Origin of the sequence: Amycolatopsis sp. NPDC004169, from assembly GCF_040610315.1 — a bacterium.
GTDB lineage: Bacteria > Actinomycetota > Actinomycetes > Mycobacteriales > Pseudonocardiaceae > Amycolatopsis.
On sequence record NZ_JBEXMD010000056.1, the window covers coordinates 1 to 19275 of the forward strand.

At 72.9% G+C, this 19275-nt stretch carries 16 protein-coding genes; 14 read left to right on the forward strand and 2 right to left on the reverse strand.

Annotated elements, in window-relative coordinates; translation table 11 throughout:
• Positions 1-123 precede the first annotated feature (123 nt).
• From ABZX11_RS43100 to ABZX11_RS43110, 3 genes are read left to right on the forward strand one after another with little or no spacing between them, the layout of a single operon-like run.
• On the forward strand, positions 124-1566 hold the full coding sequence (locus ABZX11_RS43100) for an arabinofuranosidase catalytic domain-containing protein (RefSeq protein ID WP_354924351.1): 1443 nt from the start codon (positions 124-126) through the stop codon (positions 1564-1566).
• A 29-nt stretch (positions 1567-1595) separates the two neighbouring features.
• Positions 1596-3020, forward strand: a complete 1425-nt coding sequence (locus ABZX11_RS43105; RefSeq protein WP_354924353.1) for an endo-1,4-beta-xylanase — start codon at positions 1596-1598, stop codon at positions 3018-3020.
• 17 nt (positions 3021-3037) lie between these two features.
• Entirely contained in the window at positions 3038-3961 is a 924-nt protein-coding gene (locus ABZX11_RS43110) for a GNAT family N-acetyltransferase (RefSeq protein ID WP_354924355.1), read from the forward strand.
• Between the two features lie 46 nt (positions 3962-4007).
• Here the strand turns inward: ABZX11_RS43110 and ABZX11_RS43115 are convergent, their stop codons facing one another.
• Positions 4008-4997: a PaaX family transcriptional regulator C-terminal domain-containing protein gene (locus ABZX11_RS43115; protein WP_176176645.1), complete on the reverse strand. Its 990-nt coding sequence runs from the start codon at positions 4995-4997 to the stop codon at positions 4008-4010.
• Positions 4998-5189: 192 nt separating this feature from the next.
• On the opposite strand from ABZX11_RS43115, the gene ABZX11_RS43120 reads away from it, so the two are divergent.
• From ABZX11_RS43120 to ABZX11_RS43170, 11 genes are all read left to right on the forward strand, one after another.
• Positions 5190-6107, forward strand: a complete 918-nt coding sequence (locus tag ABZX11_RS43120; RefSeq protein WP_176176646.1) for a transporter substrate-binding domain-containing protein — start codon at positions 5190-5192, stop codon at positions 6105-6107.
• Positions 6104-6979 (forward strand): amino acid ABC transporter permease, encoded by an 876-nt coding sequence (locus ABZX11_RS43125; protein WP_354924357.1) that lies wholly within the window; start codon positions 6104-6106, stop codon positions 6977-6979. The genes ABZX11_RS43120 and ABZX11_RS43125 overlap by 4 nt, the downstream gene beginning before the upstream one ends.
• On the forward strand, positions 6976-7761 hold the full coding sequence (locus ABZX11_RS43130) for an amino acid ABC transporter ATP-binding protein (protein WP_303247009.1): 786 nt from the start codon (positions 6976-6978) through the stop codon (positions 7759-7761). Before ABZX11_RS43125 ends, ABZX11_RS43130 begins: the two co-directional genes overlap by 4 nt.
• The gene (locus tag ABZX11_RS43135) at positions 7758-8897 is read left to right on the forward strand and encodes a CapA family protein (RefSeq protein ID WP_354924360.1); all 1140 of its coding nucleotides are present in this window, start codon (positions 7758-7760) and stop codon (positions 8895-8897) included. The genes ABZX11_RS43130 and ABZX11_RS43135 overlap by 4 nt, the downstream gene beginning before the upstream one ends.
• Positions 8894-10132: a CoA transferase gene (locus ABZX11_RS43140; protein WP_176176649.1), complete on the forward strand. Its 1239-nt coding sequence runs from the start codon at positions 8894-8896 to the stop codon at positions 10130-10132. The genes ABZX11_RS43135 and ABZX11_RS43140 overlap by 4 nt, the downstream gene beginning before the upstream one ends.
• A 5-nt stretch (positions 10133-10137) precedes the next feature.
• Positions 10138-11142, forward strand: a complete 1005-nt coding sequence (locus tag ABZX11_RS43145; protein ID WP_354924417.1) for a 2-hydroxyacyl-CoA dehydratase family protein — start codon at positions 10138-10140, stop codon at positions 11140-11142.
• Positions 11139-12362 (forward strand): 2-hydroxyacyl-CoA dehydratase family protein, encoded by a 1224-nt coding sequence (locus ABZX11_RS43150; RefSeq protein ID WP_354924362.1) that lies wholly within the window; start codon positions 11139-11141, stop codon positions 12360-12362. The genes ABZX11_RS43145 and ABZX11_RS43150 overlap by 4 nt, the downstream gene beginning before the upstream one ends.
• A 19-nt stretch (positions 12363-12381) precedes the next feature.
• Positions 12382-13296 (forward strand): transporter substrate-binding domain-containing protein, encoded by a 915-nt coding sequence (locus ABZX11_RS43155; RefSeq protein ID WP_254897288.1) that lies wholly within the window; start codon positions 12382-12384, stop codon positions 13294-13296.
• Positions 13297-13307: 11 nt separating this feature from the next.
• Positions 13308-14222, forward strand: coding sequence for a hypothetical protein (locus tag ABZX11_RS43160; protein ID WP_354924364.1), 915 nt, complete (start codon positions 13308-13310; stop codon positions 14220-14222).
• A 10-nt stretch (positions 14223-14232) separates the two neighbouring features.
• A complete protein-coding gene (locus tag ABZX11_RS43165) occupies positions 14233-15582 on the forward strand; it encodes a DUF6351 family protein (RefSeq protein ID WP_354924366.1) in 1350 nt (449 codons plus the stop codon).
• A 266-nt stretch (positions 15583-15848) separates the two neighbouring features.
• A complete protein-coding gene (locus ABZX11_RS43170) occupies positions 15849-17462 on the forward strand; it encodes a long-chain fatty acid--CoA ligase (RefSeq protein ID WP_176176653.1) in 1614 nt (537 codons plus the stop codon).
• A gap of 4 nt (positions 17463-17466) precedes the next feature.
• On the opposite strand, the gene ABZX11_RS43175 is transcribed toward ABZX11_RS43170, so the two are convergent.
• Positions 17467-19155 carry a GAF domain-containing protein gene (locus ABZX11_RS43175; RefSeq protein ID WP_176176654.1) on the reverse strand — a complete coding sequence of 563 codons (1689 nt, stop codon included), beginning with the start codon at positions 19153-19155 and terminating at the stop codon, positions 17467-17469.
• Positions 19156-19275 lie beyond the last annotated feature (120 nt).

The window sequence follows — 19275 nt, forward strand, 5'->3', positions numbered from 1 at the left end:
CCGCCATCTGGCACAACCGCGCCACCGGCCAACCCATCACCCGATCACTGACCGCCTACGACCACTGACCGAGTTACGCATTACTCGTCTAGCCGTGGTGCCCCCGGAGGAAGGAGTTCACCGATGAAGAGCCGCTGGAGCAGGATGTGGCCGGCCGTGGTGATCGCCGCGGGCGCGGTGGCCGGCACGGCGACGGCGTCACAGGCCGCCACCCAGGGACCGTGTGACATCTACGCGGCGGGCGGAACGCCGTGTGTGGCCGCGCATTCCACCACCCGGGCGTTGTACGGCGCCTACAGCGGAGCGCTGTACCAGGTCCGGCGGGCCTCGGACAACACCACGCGGGACATCGGCGTGCAGAGCGCTGGCGGGGTGGCGGACGCGGCCGCGCAGGACGCGTTCTGCGCGGGGACCACCTGCCTGATCACGGTCATCTACGACCAGTCCGGCCGCAACAACCGGCTCACCCAGGCCCCGCCGGGCGGGTTCTCCGGCCCGGCCGCGGGCGGCTACGACAACCTCGCCAGTGCCACCGCCGCGCCGATCACCATCGGCGGGCAGAAGGCGTACGGCGTGTTCGTGGCGCCGGGTACCGGCTACCGCAACAACAACGCCACCGGGACCGCGACCGGCGACCAGCCCGAGGGTATGTACGCGATCTTCGACGGCACGCACTACAACGGTGGTTGCTGCTTCGACTACGGCAACGCCGAGCGCAACAGCCGGGACAACGGCAACGGCACGATGGAAGCGATCTACTTCGGCAACATCAAGGTGTGGGGCTACGGCGCCGGGAACGGGCCGTGGATCATGGCCGACCTGGAGAACGGCCTGTTCTCCGGCGTCAACCAGCGCTACAACGCCAACGACCCGAGCATCAGCCACCGGTACCTCACGGCGATCGTCAAGGGCGGCCCCAACCACTGGGCGATCCGGGGCGGCAACGCCCAGTCCGGCGGGGTGTCGACCTTCTACGACGGCGTGCGGCCCAACGTCTCCGGCTACAACCCGATGCGCAAGGAAGGCGCGATCATCCTCGGCACCGGCGGTGACAACAGCATCGGCTCCGCCGGCACGTTCTACGAAGGCGTGATGACGTCCGGGTACCCCTCGGACGCGACGGAGAACGCGGTGCAGGCCAACATCGTCGCGGCGGGCTACGGCACCGGCGGCAGCACCACCGGCACCGGCCCGGTGCACGCGGTCGGCGCGGGCAAGTGCCTGTCCGGCGCCGCCCAGGGCACTCAGCTGCAGATCGCCGGGTGCACCGGCCAGCCGAACCAGACCTGGACGCGCACCTCGGACGGCAGGCTGACGGCCACGATCGGCGGAGCGACCCTGTGCCTGGACGCCTCCGGCCAGGGCACCAGCGCGGGCACGAAGGTGGTGACCTGGGCCTGCAACGGGCAGGGCAACCAGCAGTGGACCGTCAACTCCAACGGCACGGTCACCGGTGTCCAATCCGGACTGTGCCTGGACGTCACCGGTGCCTCCACGGCCGAGGGCGCGCCGGTCGAGCTGTGGGCCTGCAACGGCGGCAGCAACCAGCAGTGGACGCTGGGCTGACCCCGTTCCGAGACGAATCGAGGCTTTCGATGACCACCCGTTCACCCCGGCGGCTCCGGGCCGCCGGCACCCTCCTCGCGGCGGCCGCGCTGTCGGCGACCGCACTGGTGCTGTCGCCCGGCGTCGCCGGGGCGGCGGGCACGCTCGGGGCCGCGGCGGCGCAGACCGGCCGGTACTTCGGCGCCGCCATCTCGACTGGCCACTTGGGCGAAGCGACGTACGTGAACACGTGGACCGCGGAGTTCAACGGTGTCACGCCGGAAAACGAGATGAAGTGGGACACGGTCGAGCCCAACCGCAACCAGTTCAATTTCGCGCCCGCGGACCGGATCGTGAGCCAGGCACGCGGCCAGGGGATGAAGATCCGCGGGCACACCCTGGTGTGGTACCAGCAGCTGGCGCCCTGGGTCGGCGGGCTGGACGCGGGCAACCTGCGTTCGGCCATGCTGAACCACATCGCCCAGGTGGCCGGGCACTGGAAGGGCCAGGTCATCGCCTGGGACGTGGTCAACGAGGCGTTCGAGGAGAACGGCACCCGCCGGCAGGCGACCTTCCAGCAGAAGCTCGGCGACGGCTACATCGAGGACGCCTTCCGCGCGGCCCGCACCGCCGACCCGGGCGCCAAGCTCTGCTACAACGACTACAACACCGACGGCATCAACGCGAAGAGCACCGGCATCTACAACATGGTGCGGGACTTCAAGAGCCGCGGCGTGCCGATCGACTGCGTGGGCTTCCAGAGCCACCTAGGCTCGAACGCCAACCTCGGCAGCTACCAGGCGAACCTGCAGCGCTTCGCCGACCTCGGCGTCGACGTGCAGATCACCGAGCTGGACGTCGGCGGCTCGGGATCCGGGCAGGCGAACGTCTACCGGCAGGTCACCCAGGCGTGCCTGGCGGTGTCCCGGTGCACGGGCATCACCGTCTGGGGCGTCACGGACAAGTACTCGTGGCGCTCGGGCGACACCCCGCTGCTGTTCGACGGCAACTACGGCAAGAAGCAGGCGTACACGGCGGTCCTCGACGCGCTCAACGGCGGCAACCCCGGTCCCGGCGGGAGTACCGGTCCGGTGCGCGCGGTGGCCTCGAACCGCTGCCTGGACGTGCCCGGCTCGTCGACCACCGCGGGGACCCAGGTGCAGATCTGGGACTGCAACAACGGGGCGAACCAGCAGTGGACCCGCGGCAGCGCGGGCGAGCTGAGCGTCTACTCCGGCGGGACGAAACGCTGCCTGGACACCGCGGGCGGCGGGACCGCGGCGGGCACGGCGGCGGTCATCGCGAACTGCACCGGCGGAACCGGTCAGAAGTGGACGTTCACCGGGAACGGGACGGTCAGCCACGGCCAGTCGGGGCTGTGCCTGGACGTCACCGGCGCGGCCACCGCCAACGGCACCAAGGTGATCGTCTGGACCTGCAACGGCGGCGGCAACCAGCGGTGGGCGGTGGGCTGACCCCGTACGCTGGGCCGGTGGACGAGCTGCCCGTGGTGACCGGACGCCTGGTCGTGCGCCGGTTCGAGGCCGGGGACGTGCGGGCGTTCGAGGCCTACCGCTCGGACCCCGAGGTGGCTCGCTACCAGTCGTGGGACGTGCCGGTGCCGGACGCCGCGGACCTCGTGGCGGAGTTCGCGGCGGCGCAGGAGGGGGCGCCCGGCTGGTTCCAGTACGCCGTGGCGCTCCGGGACGGCGGCGGCCTGATCGGGGACGTCGGTGTCTGCGTCCACGACAACCGGATGCAGGCCGAGCTGGGGTTCACCCTCGCCGGGGCCCACCAGGGGCGGGGGTATGCGACCGAGGCCGTGCGTGCGGTGCTGGCCCGCGTGCTCCGGAGCGGGATCCGCCGCGTCTCGGCGGAGTGCGACGCCCGGAACACCGCGTCGGCGCGGCTGCTGGAACGGCTCGGGTTCGTCCGGGAGGGGTTCCGCCGCCGGCACACCTGGCTCAAGGGCGAGTGGACCGACGACCTGCTGTTCGGGTTGCTCGCCGAGGACGGCGGGCCGGACCTCTTCGGGTGCCGGCCCGACCTGGTGGTGAGCGACCTGGCGGCGAGTGTCGCGTTCTACGCCGACGTGCTGGGGTTCCGGGTCGGCTGGCGGTGGTCGGAGGGGCAGGGCCGGTTCCTCGCCGACGCCGAGCCGACCGAGCCGGGAACCGCGCTCGTCGGGCGCGACCACGTGCAGCTGATGCTCACCCAGCTCGCGGGACCGCACCCGACCCGGCTGCACCTGGACATCCCGACGGCCGCGGGCGTGGACCGGCTGTTCCGGGAGTGGCGCGAGCGCGGGGCGGAGATCGCGGAGCCGCCGGCCGTCCGCCCGTGGGGGATGTACGAGATGCGGGTCCACGACCCGGACGGCACCGTGCTCCGGGTGAGCTCGCCACCGGCAAGCTGACGGCTACCGCGGCACCTTCCGGCACGCCCGGCCGGCAAACTGCCGCTCACCCGCGGCGGGCGTCGTCCAGGCGGCGGGCCTCCGCGGCCTGCTCGAACGGCGTGTCCCCGGCCGGGTGGCGGTCGCCGAGGGCCGCGAACAGCGCGGCCACCTTGGCCGAGTCGTGGTGGGCGGCCAGGCCGGCCAGCGCCGGGTCCGTGTCGGCCAGTACCTGGCGGAAGCGGAACTCCGCGAGCGGGCCGAGGCGGTCGTAGATCTCCAGGAACACCTTCTGGGCCCGGTCACGCGCCCAGTCCGCGGGCAGCAGCTCGGCCGGCAGGTCCGGGTCCGTCTCCGGGAACCGGCGCCAGTCCACGCGCAGCTCGGTGCGGGTGCGCAACGCCTGCGCCGGGCTGATCAGGCCCGCGTCCAGGCCGGTCAGCACCTCTTCGTAGCGCTCCACGAACTGCTCGTACTCCCGGGCCAGCGGCCCGAGGTCGAAGGCCGTGGCCGCCGCGGCCGGGCCGGGGACCTCGGTGGCGCGGAACACCGTCGCACTGCGCAGGTCCAGCTCGCGCAACGCCGCCAGTGCCGGCTCGGCGAGGTCGTGCGGGCTGATCCAGACTCCGTCGTACAGCGCGGCGAACCGCAGGACGCGCAGCCGTGACCGCAGCGCCGTGCGCAGGCCGCGGTCCTGCTCCGGCACCGAGAACGTGACCACCGTCCACTGCCCGTCCCACTCCGGGGCGGTCGTGCCGAAGGTCAGCATCCGGTGCGTGCGCTCGATGATCACCTCGGACGTCCGGGCGGGGATGCCGTAGGCGGTCGTGCGGCCGCTGCGGGACACCGTCAGCAGGCCGCGCGCGGCGAGCCGGCGGATCGCCGCCCGCGCGCTCGCCGGGCTGATGTCGAACTCGCCGAGCAGCTGGACCAGCGCGGCCGACGGGATGTGCTCGTCGCGCCAGTACCAGAAGTCGCCCAGCAGCGAGGTGAGCAGCAGCTGCGGCTCGGCTCCCTGCTGGGAGCGGGGCAGCGGGCCCGAGGGCGGCACTGTCATCGCGCTCCTGCCTCTCCCGGTGGCGGCCGGTCCGCCGCGGGGGTCCATGGTGGCAGTTCCGGGAGCGCGGCCGGAGCGAGGGGTTGAATCACGCGACACATCATGCGACGATCGGCGCCCAGATAGCAACCAATCGTTCTCCCAGGTTTCCGCGCCGCCCTCCTCAGGCGGCCCCCGCAGGAAGAAAACGACATGGGTTCCTCACTTCGTCAATGGCGTCGAAGCGCGCTCGCGGTGGCCGCCGCGGGCCTCGCGGTGGCCGGGTGCACGGTCGACGACGGCGCGGCGGCCGCCCCCTCCGCCGCGGCCCTCACCGCGGTCCCGGCGCTGCACGACCAGCTGCCCCAGGCGGTCAAGGACGCCGGCGTCCTCCGGTTCGCCGGGGACTCGCACCCGCCGTACCGCACCGTCGGCCCGGACGGGAAGACGGTCACCGGCATCGACCACGACTTCCAGCAGGCGCTCGGCCAGATCCTGGGCGTGCGCACGGAAACCACCATCGTCAGCGGGCTCCCGGCCGCGCTGCAGGGCATGCTCAGCGGCCGGTACGACGCCTTCAACGGCCCGGTCAAGGCCACCGCCGAACGCGAGAAGCAGTTCGACACCGTCACGTGGATGACCACCCGCACCGCCTACGTCGTCCCGTCCGGTTCCGCCGCGGGCATCAAGCAGGCCGCCGACCTGTGCGGCAAGCGCGTCGCGGTGGTCACCGCCAGCGTCGTCGAAGACCAGCTCGGCAAGCTGTCCGCGTTCTGTGAGCGCTCACAGAAGCCGGCCGTGCAGGTGGTCGGGCTCGACGACACGAACGCCACCCTGCTGGCCGCCAAGTCCGGCCGCGCCGAGGCCGCCGGGATGACCCAGGCCGCCGCGATCGACGTGACCACCCAGCAGAAGGGCCAATACGAATACGTGACGCAGACCGAGGAGCAGGGTGCCACGAAGGACAACCTGGCGCTCTACACGCCGAAGCCGGCGAAGCTCGGCCCGGTGCTGCAGAAGGCGTTCGAGGAGCTGTTCCGCAACGGCACCTACGCCCGGATCATGAAGCAGTGGGGCCTCGACGACGTCACGGTCCCGCAGCCGCTGTTCGACGTGGCGTCGGCGAAATGACCGCCGTGTCCACAGTGGAGGAGACGGCACCGGCCCGCGACGACGTCGCCGGCGCGCGCGGACGCTTCCGCCCGCTGCGCTGGCTGTTCGTGCTCGTGCTGGCGGTGGTGGCCGCGCAGCTGGCCGTCTTCCTGGTGGGCAACTCCCGGTTCCAGTGGGACGTCGTGGCGAAGTACCTCTTCGAGAAGAGCGTCCTGGCCGGTCTGGGCACCACGGTGCTGCTCGCCCTCGCCGCGATGGTGCTCGGCTCGCTGGCCGGCGGCGTGGTCGCGGCGATGCAGCTGAGCGGGTTCGCGCCCGCCCGGTGGGTGGCGACGCTGTGGGTCGGCCTGTTCCGCGGGATCCCGCCGCTGGTGCAGCTGATCTTCTGGTTCAACCTCGCCTACCTGCTGCCCAGGCTGTCGATCGGCGTCCCGTTCGGCCCGGTCTTCGGCACGTGGGACGCCAACACCGTAATCACACCGCTGACCGCCGCGGTGATCGGACTGTCGCTGGTCGAATCGGCGTACCTGGCGGAGATCTTCCGCGCCGGAGTCCTGTCCGTGGACCCCGGCCAGCGCGACGCGGCCCGCGCGATGGGCTACCCGCCGGGCCAGACGCTGCTGCGGATCGTGCTGCCGCAGGCGATGCGGGTGATCATCCCGCCCGCCGGCAGCCAGTTCATCAACGTGCTCAAGGGCACCGCGCTCGTGTCGGTCATCGCGATGTCGGACCTGCTGCACTCGGTGCAGGTGATCTACAACCGCACCTACGAGATCGTGCCGATGCTGGTGGTCGCCTGCTTCTGGTACCTCGTGGTGGTCACCGCGCTGACGGCCGGGCAGCGCCGGCTGGAGCGCCGGTTCTCCCGCGGCCACCGGAGTGCCCGGTGAGCGCGCCGGTGCTGCGGATCAGCGACGTCCGCAAGGAGTTCGGCGCGGTGACGGCGCTGGCGGGGGTCAGCCTCGACGTCCGCGAAGGGGAAACGGTCGTGGTGATCGGGCCGTCGGGGTCCGGCAAGTCGACCCTCGTCCGCTGCGCCCACCAGCTGGAGCCGATCGACGGCGGCGCGCTGTACCTCGACGGCGAGCTGCTGGGCCACCGGCGCACGCCGGGCGGGCTGCGGGCGCTCCCCGAGCGGCGGGTCGCCGCCCAGCGGCGGCGGATGAGCATGGTGTTCCAGCAGTTCAACCTGTTCCCGCAGTTCACCGTGCTGCGCAACGTGACCGACGCGGCCATCCGGGTGCACGGCCGCGATCGGTCCACAGTGGAGGCCGAGGCGCGGGAGCTGCTGGCGCGCATCGGCCTGGCCGGGCGCGAGGACCACTACCCGCGGCAGCTCTCGGGCGGCCAGCAGCAGCGGGTGGCGATCGCCCGCGCGGTGCTGGTCCGGCCGCGGATCATGCTGTTCGACGAACCCACCAGCGCGCTCGACCCCGAGCTGGTCGACGAGGTGCTGGCCGTGCTGCGGGACCTCGCCGCGGCGGGGACCACGATGGTCGTCGTCACCCACGAAATGGCGTTCGCCCGCGAAGCGGCCGACCGGTGCGTGTTCATGGAGGCGGGCCGGATCGTCGAAGAGGGCCCGCCGGACGAGCTGTTCACCCGGCCGCGGACCGACCGGCTGCGCGCCTTCCTGTCCCGCCATCTGTCCGAAACGGAAGGTGCTTCGTGATCACTGTCGGCGCGGTCGGCGACCTCATCCTGGACGAGCCCGACCCCGAGTTCTTCCTCGCCCCGGCCGCGCCGGTGCTGCGGGCGATGGACCTGGCGATCGGGCACGTCGAGGTGCCGCACTCGACCACTGCCGTCCAGCAGAGCACCGACGTCCCGGCGCCGCCCGCGGACCCCGAGGCGCTGAAGGCGGTGGCCGGGGCCGGCTTCGCGGTGGTCACCCTGGCGGGCAACCACGTCCTCGACGCCGGGGCAGGCGGGCTGGCCGACACGATCGCCTACTCCCGCGCCGCGGGCATGGTGCCGACGGGTGCCGGGTCGAACCTCGCCGAAGCCCGGCGCCCGGCGGTCGTCGAACGCGGTGGCCTGCGCATCGGCGTGCTGTCCTACAACTGCGTGGGCCCGCGCGAGTCCTGGGCCGGCTCCCGCAAGCCCGGCTGTGCCTACGTCCACGTCCTCACCCACTACGAGCTGGACCACGCCAGCCCGGGCGGGCCGCCGAAGATCTACACCTTCGCCGATCCGGACAGCCAGGAGGCGATGGCCGACGACGTGCGCCGCCTGCGGGCCGAGGCCGACGTCGTGCTGGTGGCGCTGCACAAGGGCGTCGGCCACACCCCGGTCGAGGTGGCGATGTACGAACGCCCGGTCGCCCGCGCGGCCGTCGACGCCGGCGCCGACGCCGTGTTCGCCCACCACGCGCACATCATGCGGGGCATCGAAGTCCACAGAGGACGGCCGATCTTCCACGGTCTCGGCAACTTCGCCACGGTCACCCACGCGCTGACCCCGGGCGCGGGCGTCGGCGCGGACGAGCTGCGCGCGTGGGCCGAGCGGCGGACGAAGCTCTACGGCTTCGCGCCGGACCCGGACATGCCGTTCTTCCCGTTCCACCCCGAAAGCCGCAACACCGTCATCGCCTTCTGCCGCTTCGACGGGACCGGGCTGCGCGAAGCCGGGTTCGTCCCGTGCCGGATCGACGACCGGGGCCGCCCGGTCCCGGTCGGCGGCACACCGGAAGGCGAGGCCGTCACGAAGTACGTCGAGGACATCACCCGCGGCGCCCGGCTGGGCGGCCGGTTCACCACCCGCGGCACCGAAGTGCTCGTCGATCTCACCGAGGGGGTTCCTTCATGACCGACCAGCCACTGGCCGGCCGCACCGTCATCGACCTGACCACCGCGCTCGCCGGGCCGTACGCGACGCTGCTGCTCGCCGGGCTCGGCGCCACCGTGATCAAGGTCGAAAACCCCGCCACCGGCGGGGATTCCTCCCGCAACAACGCACCCTACGTCGGGCGTGACGGGCTGAACCTCGCCCGGCGACACGACGACGACCTGTCGGTGTCGATGCTGCTGCGCGGCCGTAACAAGCTCAGCGTCACCCTCGACCTGAAGAACCCGCGCTCGCACGCGGTCTTCGCCGACCTCGTCCGCGACGCCGACGTGCTGGTGGAGAACTACAGCCCGGGCGTCACCGACCGGCTCGGCATCTCCTACGACCACGTGCGGGAGCTCAACCCGCGGCTGGTCTACACCTCGATCAGCGGGTTCGGCGCCCAGGGCGGCCCGGGTTCCGGCAAGGCGATGGACTCGATCATCCAGGCGCTCAGCGGCGTGATGATGACCGCGGGCGAGCCCGACGAGGGCCCGGTCCGGTTCGGGCTGCCGATCGGCGACCTGCTGGCGCCGCTGTTCGCCGTGGTCGGCACGGTGTCGGCGCTGCTGCAGGCCGAGCACACCGGCGAGGGCCAGCGCGTGGACGTGTCGATGCTCGGCGCGCTGACCTCACTGGTCGCCTGCGAGCCGTTCGACGCCTTCGACGCGGTCGGCCTGCCCCAGCGCACCGGCTCGATGGTGCCGCGGCTGGCGCCGTTCGGGATCCTGCCTGCTCTCGACGGTTACGTGGCCCTGTGCGCCCCGACCGACGCCTTCGCCCACGGCGTGCTGCGCGCGATCGGCCGTCCCGAACTGGCCGAGGACGACCGCTACCGCACGCGGGACCAGCGGGTCCGCGCCGCCGACGAGCTGCACGGCCTGATCCGCGAGTGGTGCCGGGTGCGGCCACTGGAAGAGATCCTCGCCGCGTTCACCGCCGAAGGCGTCCCCGCGGCGGAGGTGCGCGAGCCGCGCGAGGCGGTGCGGGACCCGCTGGTCCTGGCGCGCGAGGAGGTCGTGCCGCTGCGGCACCCGCGCCACGGCGCCGTGGCCGACCTGGCCGGCACCGGCGTGCCCATCCGGTTCTCCGCCGCCCGCGCCGCCCTCGACCGGCCGGCGCCCGGGCTGGGGGAGCACAACGAGCACGTCTACCGCGAGCTGCTCGGCTACACCGAGCAGCAGCTGGCGGACCTGGTCGCGGAGGCGGTCATTTGAGCACCGTGGGGTACGTCGGCGCCGACGTCCCGGTCGAGCTGATCACCGCGGCGGGCCTGCGGCCGCTGCGGCTGACCGGCAAGCCCGGAGAGGACAGCTCGCTCGGGGACCGCTACCTCGGCCGCGGGGTCGACCCGGTGGCCCGGTCGGTACTGACGCGCATCCTCACCGGGGCCTACGGCCCGTTGGAGGCCATCGTCGTCTCCCGTGACTGCGAAGCGTCGTTGCGCCTGTTCTACGCCCTGCGGGAGCTGCACCGGATCGAGCCGTCGCTGGGACTGCCGCCGCTGCGCCTGGTCGACGTGCTGCACCTGCCGCACCACACGACCACCCCGTACGTCCACGCGAAGATCGCGCAGCTGCGCGAGTGGCTGGGGCGCTGGCGGCCGATCGCCGACGACGACCTCGCCGCGGCCATCACCGTCCACGACACGCTGCGACGGTCGCTCGCTCGGGCCGCCGTGCTGCGCCGGGAGAACCGGCTGAGCGGCACCCGGTTCCTCGAACTCGTCGCCGCCACCACGGCGGTGCCGGTCGGCGAGGCCATCACCCTCGTCGAGCGCGTGCTGGCCGAGGACCTGCCCGCGGCCGAAGGGGTGCGGCTGTTCCTCACCGGCAGTTCCCACGACTCTCCGGAGGTGTACGAAACCCTGGAGCGCAACGGTTTCTTCGTCGCGGGGGAGGACCACGACTGGGGCGAGCTGCTCTTCGCCCGCACGTGCGCGGCGCCGACGGAACTGGCACTGGCCGAGCGGTACCAGTACAACGGCCCGTCGGCGCCCCGCGCGTCGATCGGGCAGCGCGCCGCGCACACCGCCGCGGCCGCCCGGGCCTGCGCTGCCGAGGTCCTGTTCTCCTACGCCCGCGTCCACGACGACGCTCCGCCGTGGGACTTCCCCGGGCAGCGGGCCGCGACGGGCCTGCCGGCGGTGCTGGCCGAACGGCAGCCGTACGGCGAGCTGACGGCCGAGGCGCTGGCGGCGCTCGTCCCGGTGCGGGCCGCGGCATGACGGCCCGGCTGGCGTCGGCGACCACCGCGACCACCCACCAGCGCGAGTGGTTCGCCCGCCTGCGTGCCGAAGGCGGCCCGCTGGCGCTGGTCAACGCGGACGCGCCGCAGGAGATCTTCCGCGCGATGGACATCCCGTACGTGGTCAACCAGTGGTGGGCCTCGATCGTCGCGGCGAAGCGCCAGACCCAGCGCTACCTCGGCCTGCTGCGCGAGCGCGGCTACCCGGACTACATCGAGCAGTACAGCGCCACCTCGCTGGCCTCGGCGTTCGAGGACGACCCGGACCAGGCGCCGTGGGGCGGGCTGCCGACCCCGTCGATCGTGCTCGGCGAGACGACCGGCGACGCGGCGCGGAAGATCTTCGACGTCTGGGGCACGCAACCCGGCGTCACCTACTACCCGCTGGAAAGCGCGGCGGAGAACGAGGTCCCGCCGCGGTGGTGGGAGCTGATGCCGCACCGCTGGGAGGAGGCCATCGGCAGCGACCGCCTCGACCTGCTGACCGGCGAGCTGACCGGGCTGATCCGGTTCCTCGAGCAGACCACCGGCCGGGTGTTCTCCGAGACGCGGTTCCGCGAGGTGCTGGACCTGGTCAACGAGCAGCAGGAGTGGAACCGCCGCACCCGCGACCTCATCGCGGCCGCCCGACCGTGCCCGATCGCGGTCACCGACGGCATCCCGAGCGTCATGGTGCCCCAGTGGCACCGCGGCACCGAGTGGGCGCGTGACGCCGCCCGCGCGTTCCACGACGAGGTGCGCGACCGGATCGACGCGGGCGTTGCGGTGTGCGCGGACGAGCGGCTGCGGCTGATGTGGATCGGCCGGGGGCTGTGGTTCGACCTCGGCTTCTACCAGCGGTTCCAGGAATCGCACGGCGCGGTGTTCGTGTGGTCGATGTACCTCGCCATCGCCGCGGACGGCTACCTCCGCTACGGCGACGACCCGCTGCGCGCGCTGGCCGCCCGCTTCGCCGCCTTCGGCGACCAGCTCTACACCCCGCCGTGGTCGGCCGAGTGGTACGTCAAGGAAGCACGCCACCACGGCGTCGACGGCGTCGTGCACCTCGTCTCCGACGACGCGCGCGGCAGCTACTTCACCACCCGTGCCCTGCGCGCGGCGGGCATCCCGGTCCTGGAACTGCCGGCGGACAACGTCGACGCCCGCACCGGCGACGGCCTGACCGCGCGGATGACCGAATGGCTCGACGAACTGACCTGACCATCCGAAAAGGAGTGACGTGCGATCTCCACTTCGCCGACGAAGCCGAAGTGCGATCCTCGCGACCGCGGCCCTCGGGCTGGCCGTCGCCGGGTGCACGGTCGGCACCGGTTCCCCGGGCCTGGCCACCGGGACAAACCTCCCGGTGGTGCCGTCCCTGCACGACGCGCTGCCGCAGGCGATCAAGGACGCCGGCGAGCTGCGGTTCGCCGGTGACTCCCACCCGCCCTACCGCACGATCGCCACGGACGGCACGGTCACCGGGATCGACGCCGACTTCCAGGCCGCGATCGGCCAGGTGCTCGGCGTCCGCACCCGGACCGTCGTCGTCGCCGGGCTCCCGGCCGCGCTGCAGGGCATGCAGGCCGGCCGGTACGACGCGTTCAACGGCCCGGTCAAGGCGACCGCCGAGCGCGAAAAGCAGTTCGACACGATCACCTGGATGACCACCCGCACCGCGTACGTGTTCCCCACCGATTCGACGGCCGGGATCGCGCGCGTCGAAGACCTCTGCGGAAAGCGCATCGCGGTGGTGACCGCGAGCGTCGTCGAAGACCAGCTGAACAAGCTGTCCCGGTTCTGCACGGACACCAAGCGGAAGGCCACGCAGACCGTCGGCCTCGACGACACGAACGCGACCCTGCTGGCCACCCGCTCGGGCCGCGCGGACGCCGCGGGGATGACCGAGGCCGCGGCGATCGACGTCACGCAGCGCCAAGGCGGGAACAAGTACGTCACCCAGACCGAGGCGCAGGGCGCCACCAAGGACGACCTGGCGTTGTACGTCCCCAAGTCGTCCGGACTGGGCCCGGTGCTGCAGAAGGTGTTCGAAGAGCTCTTCGAGAACGGCACGTACGTCGGGATCATGTCCCGCTGGGGGCTCACCCAGGTCTCGGTGCCGAAGCCGGTCTTCAACGCGGCCACCCCACGGTGAAAGGACTTCCGATGGCCTTCGTCAAACCCGCACTCGCCGCCGCCGCGACGGCTCTCGTCGCGGTGACCGCGGCGGTCGTCGTCCCCGGTGCTCCCGAGGCGGAAGTCGCGGCGCCGCCCGCGGCCGGGGTGTTCCACCCGGTCGTCCGCGAAGGCGCGGCCAGGACGGGGGACTACGCGGCCGAGTACACCGTCTACCGGCCCGCCGACCTCGACCGGGTGCGCGGCAGGCTGCCGGTCGTGGTGTTCGGCAACGGCGCCTGCCGGCACACCAGCAACGACGAGCTGCTCACCCTGGAGACGCTGCTGGCCGCGCACGGGTTCGTCGTCGTGGCCGTCGGCGGGTTCGACGAGCCCGCCCTCACCGAGAACGGCTCGCCGGTGCCGAAGGTGATCACCGACGCGATCACCTGGGCCGAGCGGGAGAACGGCCGTCCGGGCAGCGAGCTGCGGGCCCGGCTCGACCCGCGGCGGATCGGCGTCGCCGGGCACTCGTGCGGCGGCCTCGAAGCCCTCGTCGCCGGGGCGGACCCGCGGGTGAAGTCGGTGCTGTCGCTCGACAGCGGGTTCTTCGCCGACGGCACCCTCGGCTACGGCCGGGAGAACCTGCGGAACCTGCACACGCCGGTGCTGTTCGCCGACGGCGGCCCGAGCGACGTCGCCTACGCCAACAGCGGCGAGAACTACGACCTCGTCACCGTCCCGGCGGTCCGGGCGACCAACGCGGCCGCGGGCCACACCGGTTTCGTCTACGGCCAGCGTGACGGCAGCCCCGACCCGAGCGTCCGCGAGGAGGCCGTGCGGGTCCTGGTCGCCTGGTTCGACTTCACCCTCAACGGCAACCGCACCGCGCGGGGCTACTTCCTCGGCGCGGGCTGCGGCCTGTGCGCCACCCCGGGCTGGACCGTCACGAGCAAGAACTTCTGAGGAGCTGGTCATGAGCAGGAGAACCTGGGCCGGTCTGGCCGCGGCCACGGTGCTGGCGGCGGTCCCGGCGACCGCCGACGCGGCCTCGTCGTGCCCGGCGGCCGCGTGCACCGAAGGGCAGCTGGCCGACGGGACGCCGTACGCGTTCGCCAAGCCGGCCCGGTGGAACGGCGCGGTGCTGGTGGACCTCGACTTCGCCGCGGGCGGCCTGACGAGCCCGCTCACCGCGAGCCTGGTGGACCGCGGCTACGCCGTGGGCGGCACCACGCGCACGGTCAGCAGCTGGAACATCGCGCGGGCGATCGACAACCAGGCGGAGGCGCTCGGGAAGTTCGAAGCCGCGTTCGGGCCGGCGCGGTACGCGATCGCCGAAGGCCGGTCGATGGGCGGGATGGTCGCCGCCGGGGTCGCGCAGGTGTACCCCGGCCGGTTCGCCGCGGCGATCCCGATGTGCGGCGGCCTCGGCGGCGCCGTCGGGCAGTGGAACCAGAAGCTCGACACGGTGTTCACGCTGAAGACGCTGCTGTTCCGGGACTCGGCCCTGCCGGTGACCGGCATGCCGGCCGACGTCCCGGGAACGCAGCAGCAGTGGCTCTCGGCGATGGCCTCGGCCCAGGGGACGGCGGCCGGGAAGGCGCGCATCGCGCTCGCGGCGGCGATCGGCCAGCTGCCCGGCTGGGGCCTCGCTCCGGACGGCTCGCCGACGCCGGTGCCGGCCGCCCGCGACACCGACGGCGTCGAGCAGGGCATGTACCTCGCGCTGGCGGGCGGTCCGCTGCCGTACCTCGGGCAGGCGGTCAGCAGCCGCCGGACGATCGAGCAGCTGGCGGGCGGGAACCCGTCGTGGAACACGGGCGTGGACTACACGCGCCAGTTCGCGCTGGCGGCCCCGGAGCAGCGCGACGCCGTGCGGCGGCTGTACGCCCGCGCGGGCCTCGACCTGCGGGCCGACTTCGCCAGCCTCGCTGCGGCTCCGCGCGTCGCGGCCGACCCGGCGGCGGTCGCGTATCTGCGGCGGGGCATCGTGTTCACCGGCGAGCTGCGGATCCCGGTGCTGACGGTCAACGGCACCGGCGACCAGATCTCGACGGTGGCGCAGCAGTCGTCGTACGAGTCGCTGGCCCGCCGCACGGGCACCGCGTCCCTGCTCCGCCAGACGTACGTGCAGACGGCGGGCCACTGCACGTACACGACGGGCGAACAGCAGGCGGCGATCGACCGCATGCTGACCCGGCTGCGCACCGGCCACTGGCCGGACACCTCGCCCCGCACGATGAACGCCCTGTCCGCCGCCGCGGACGGCACACCGGGCCGCTACCTCGCCTACGTCCCGCCCCGCTTCAACCGCCCCTACCCGTGATCCCAAAGGCATCACCTGTGGTTGGAGGGGCATCACCCGTGATCGAGCGGGCATCACGTGTGATGGGAGGGGCATCAGCGTGATGCCCCTCCCGTCACGCGTGATGCCTTTCTGATCACGCGTGATGCCTCCCGGCGCTCGGGAGCGTGTGGAGGTGATCACCACCGGAAGGGGTGGACGAGTGGGCGGTTCGCACCTCTCGTCCGGGCCGGGACCGCTTTTAAAGTCACTCGCGACCCGAAGATCCCCCGACCGGAAGAGGCGCCATGGACGGGCTGATGCAGCCACGGCCGCTCACCATCGCCCACATCCTGGAGCGTGCCGAGCGGCTCTACGCGCACAAGGAAGTCGTCACGGCCGGCGGTGAGCGGCTGACCTACGCCGACGTGGCCCTCGGGACCCGGCGCCTGGCCACCGCGCTGGCCGCGCTCGGCGTCCCCGTCGGGGCGCGGGTCGCGACCTTCGCGAGCAACCACCGGCGTCACCTCGAGCTCTACCTGGCCGCTCCGGTGACCAAGCGGGTGCTGCACCCGATCAACATCCGGCTGCCGGCGGAGCACCTCGAGTACATCGTCGAGCACGCCGAGGACGACGTCGTGTTCGTCGACCGCGCGCTGCTGCCGCGGATCTGGCCGAGCGCCGCCCGGCTGCCGAAGGTGCGGTACTGGGTGGTGCTGCCCGACGACAGCGGCGAGCCCGTCCCGGACGATCCGCGCATCCGGCACTACGACGACCTGGTCGCCGCGGCGGAGCCCTTCGCGGGTTCGTTCGAGGACGGCTTCACCCTCGCCGACGAGCAGCTGGCGTCCGGGCTCTGCTACACCTCGGGCACGACCGGGCCGCCCAAGGGCGTGCTCTACAGCCACCGCTCGACGGTCCTGCACGGCCTGGGCACGCTGGCCGCGGGCCTCGTCGGCCTCTGCGAAAGCGACGTCGTGCTGCCGATCGTGCCGATGTTCCACGCCAACGCCTGGGGCCTGCCCTACGGCGCGATGCTGACCGGCGCGTCCCTGGTGCTGCCCGGCCCGTCGGCGGACCCGGACCACCTGCTGCGGCTGATGGCCGCCGAGCGCGTCACCGTCGCCGGGGCCGTGCCCACCGTGTGGACGACGATGGCGCCCCGCCTGCGCGAGCACGACCTGAGCGCCACCCGGTTCCTGCTCGGCGGCGGGTCGGCCGTGCCGCCGGCGCTGTCGGAGACCTTCCGCGCCGCGATCGGCGTGCCCATCACGCATTCGTGGGGGATGACGGAGGTCAGCCCGGTCGGCGCGATCGGCGGCACGCGCACCCAGCACCGGGACGCGTCCGCGGCGGACCAGGTGGCCGTGCGTGCCGCCCAGGGCCAGCCGCTGCCCCTGGTGAACGTGCGGATCGTCGACGTCGAAACCGGCGTGGAGCTGCCCCGCGACGGCGACGCGGTCGGTGAGCTGCAGGTCGCGGGCCCGTGGGTGGCGGGCGGCTACTACCGGGTCGACGCGGTCGAGAGCTTCACCGCCGACGGCTGGCTGCGCACGGGCGACCTGGCCACCATCGACCCCGACGGCTACCTGCGCCTGGTGGACCGCATGAAGGACCTGATCAAGTCCGGCGGCGAGTGGATTTCCTCGGTCGAGCTCGAAAGCGCCATCACCTCGCACCCGGACGTCACCGAGGCGGCGGTGATCGCCCGGCCGGACCCGCGCTGGATGGAACGCCCGGTGGCGTACGTGGTGCTGCGCGAGGGTGCGGAGGTCACGGCGGACGAGCTCGAGGCGCACATCACGCCGATGGTCGCGAAGTGGTGGCTGCCCGACGAGTTCGTGTTCGTGCCCGCGCTGCCGAAGACAGGCACGGGCAAGATCTCGAAGACGGCACTGAGGGACTCGGCCCGGGTGGGCTGACCTCTCAGGGCGTGGCGGCGCGGAGCTGGTGTAACCGCAGTCCGAGCTGCAGTTCCAGGTCGTTCTCGTGCCGCCAGTCCGAGCCGAGCACCGTCCCGGCCCGGTCCAAGCGCTTCAGCAGCGTGTTCACGTGCAAGTGCAGCGCGCGGGCCGTCGCGGCGACGTTGGCACGGTGGACGTAGTACGCGCCGAGCGTGCCGACCAGGTCGGTGCCGCGCCGCCGGTCGTACTCCAGGAGCGCGCCGATCGAGCCGGCCAGGAAGCGGTCGAGCTCGCCGGCCCGTTCCGGGTCGAACACCATGGCGTACAGGGCGTACTGCCGGGTGGTGGCGCCGCCGTCGGTGTGCCCGAGCGCGCGCATCACCGCGCCGCAGCGGCCCGCCAGTGCGTACGCCCGGGCCCAGTCGTGGCCGGCCGCCCGCTCGGCGACGACGATGACCGGACCGCCCAGCGTCCGGCGCAGTCGCGTGTGGACGTCCGCGACGGTCGCCTCGTCGTCGGCGGCGGGCAGGATCATCGTGGCCCGGCCGAGGTGCTCGCCGGCCAGCCCGGCGCGCTCCCGGGCGATGTCGTGCAGGTGCCGCGCGAGGTCGCCCGGCGCCACGGCGGCGGACTCCGCGACCAGGACCAGGTCCAGGCGGTCGACGTCGATGTTGCGCGCCCGGGCCCGCGCGCGCTGGGCCGGGCCGATGCCGGGACTGCCGACCATCAGCTCGGTCAGCAGCTCGCCGCTCAGCCGTTCGCCGGCCTCGGCGACGGCCTGCTCCTTGAGGATGAGCAGCCCGAGGATGTGCGTGGCGCGTTCGAGGGTCCGCAGGTCCGTGTCGTCGCCGGTGCCCGACGGCCTGCTCCACACCAGCGCGCCGAGGTAGCTGTCGCCCGCCTGGACGGCCGCCACGCTCCGGTCGGTCCCGTCGGTCCCGGCCGACGTCGCGCAGCGGCCGGTGCGGCGGGCGTCCTCGACGGCACCGGCCAGGTCCGTCCTCAGTGGACCGGCGGCGCGGTCGAGGAGCGTGACGCTGCCGCCGAGCTGGTCGGCGAGGTGCTGGGCGACGTCGCGGGGGGTGCCGCCGTCCAGCACGACACCGGTCAGGGCTTCGTGGATCGCCTGCGCGCGCTCGATTTTCCCGTACGCCACCCGCAGGTCCCGCAACGCCGTCTGGCTCGCTTCGTAGAGCCGGGCGTTGTCGAGGGCGACCGCGGCGTGGTCGGCGAAGGCGTTCAGCAGCGCGATCTCCTCGGCCTGGAACGACCGCTCGGACCGGTCCGCGGCGAACAGCGCGCCCACCGCTTCGCCGCGGATCACCAGCGGCACCCCGAGCAGCGCGACCAGTTCTTCGGTGACGACCAGGCGGTCGAAGTTCGGGTCGTGCTGGATGAGCGTCGAGGTGGCGTAGTCGCGCACCCAGTGCGGGCTCTTGGAGGCCAGCACCTTGCCGCCGAGGCCGACCGTGGCCGGGATGGCCGCGGCGAGGAACTCCGCGGAGATGGTGCCGTCCGACGCGCGCGCCGACAGCCTGCCGTCCGCGCCGACCAGCGACAGGTAGGTGAAGTCGGTGCCGATCAGGTCGTGCGCGTGGTGCACGATCGACTGCAGCACCTCGTCCAGCTCGCCGAGCGCGGTGAGCGACTTGACGGTCGCGTAGAGGGACGCCAGTTCGCGCTGCCGTCGCGGTTCCGCCGTACCGGTCACGGGGCGCCCTCCTCGGCATCGAGGGTGGGCGAAAGACCCACCGGTGCGGCGGGAGGAGTGGGTGGTCCACACCTCAGGTCGCAGGGTAGCGCCGCCCTACCATCACCGCCAGCACCTGCT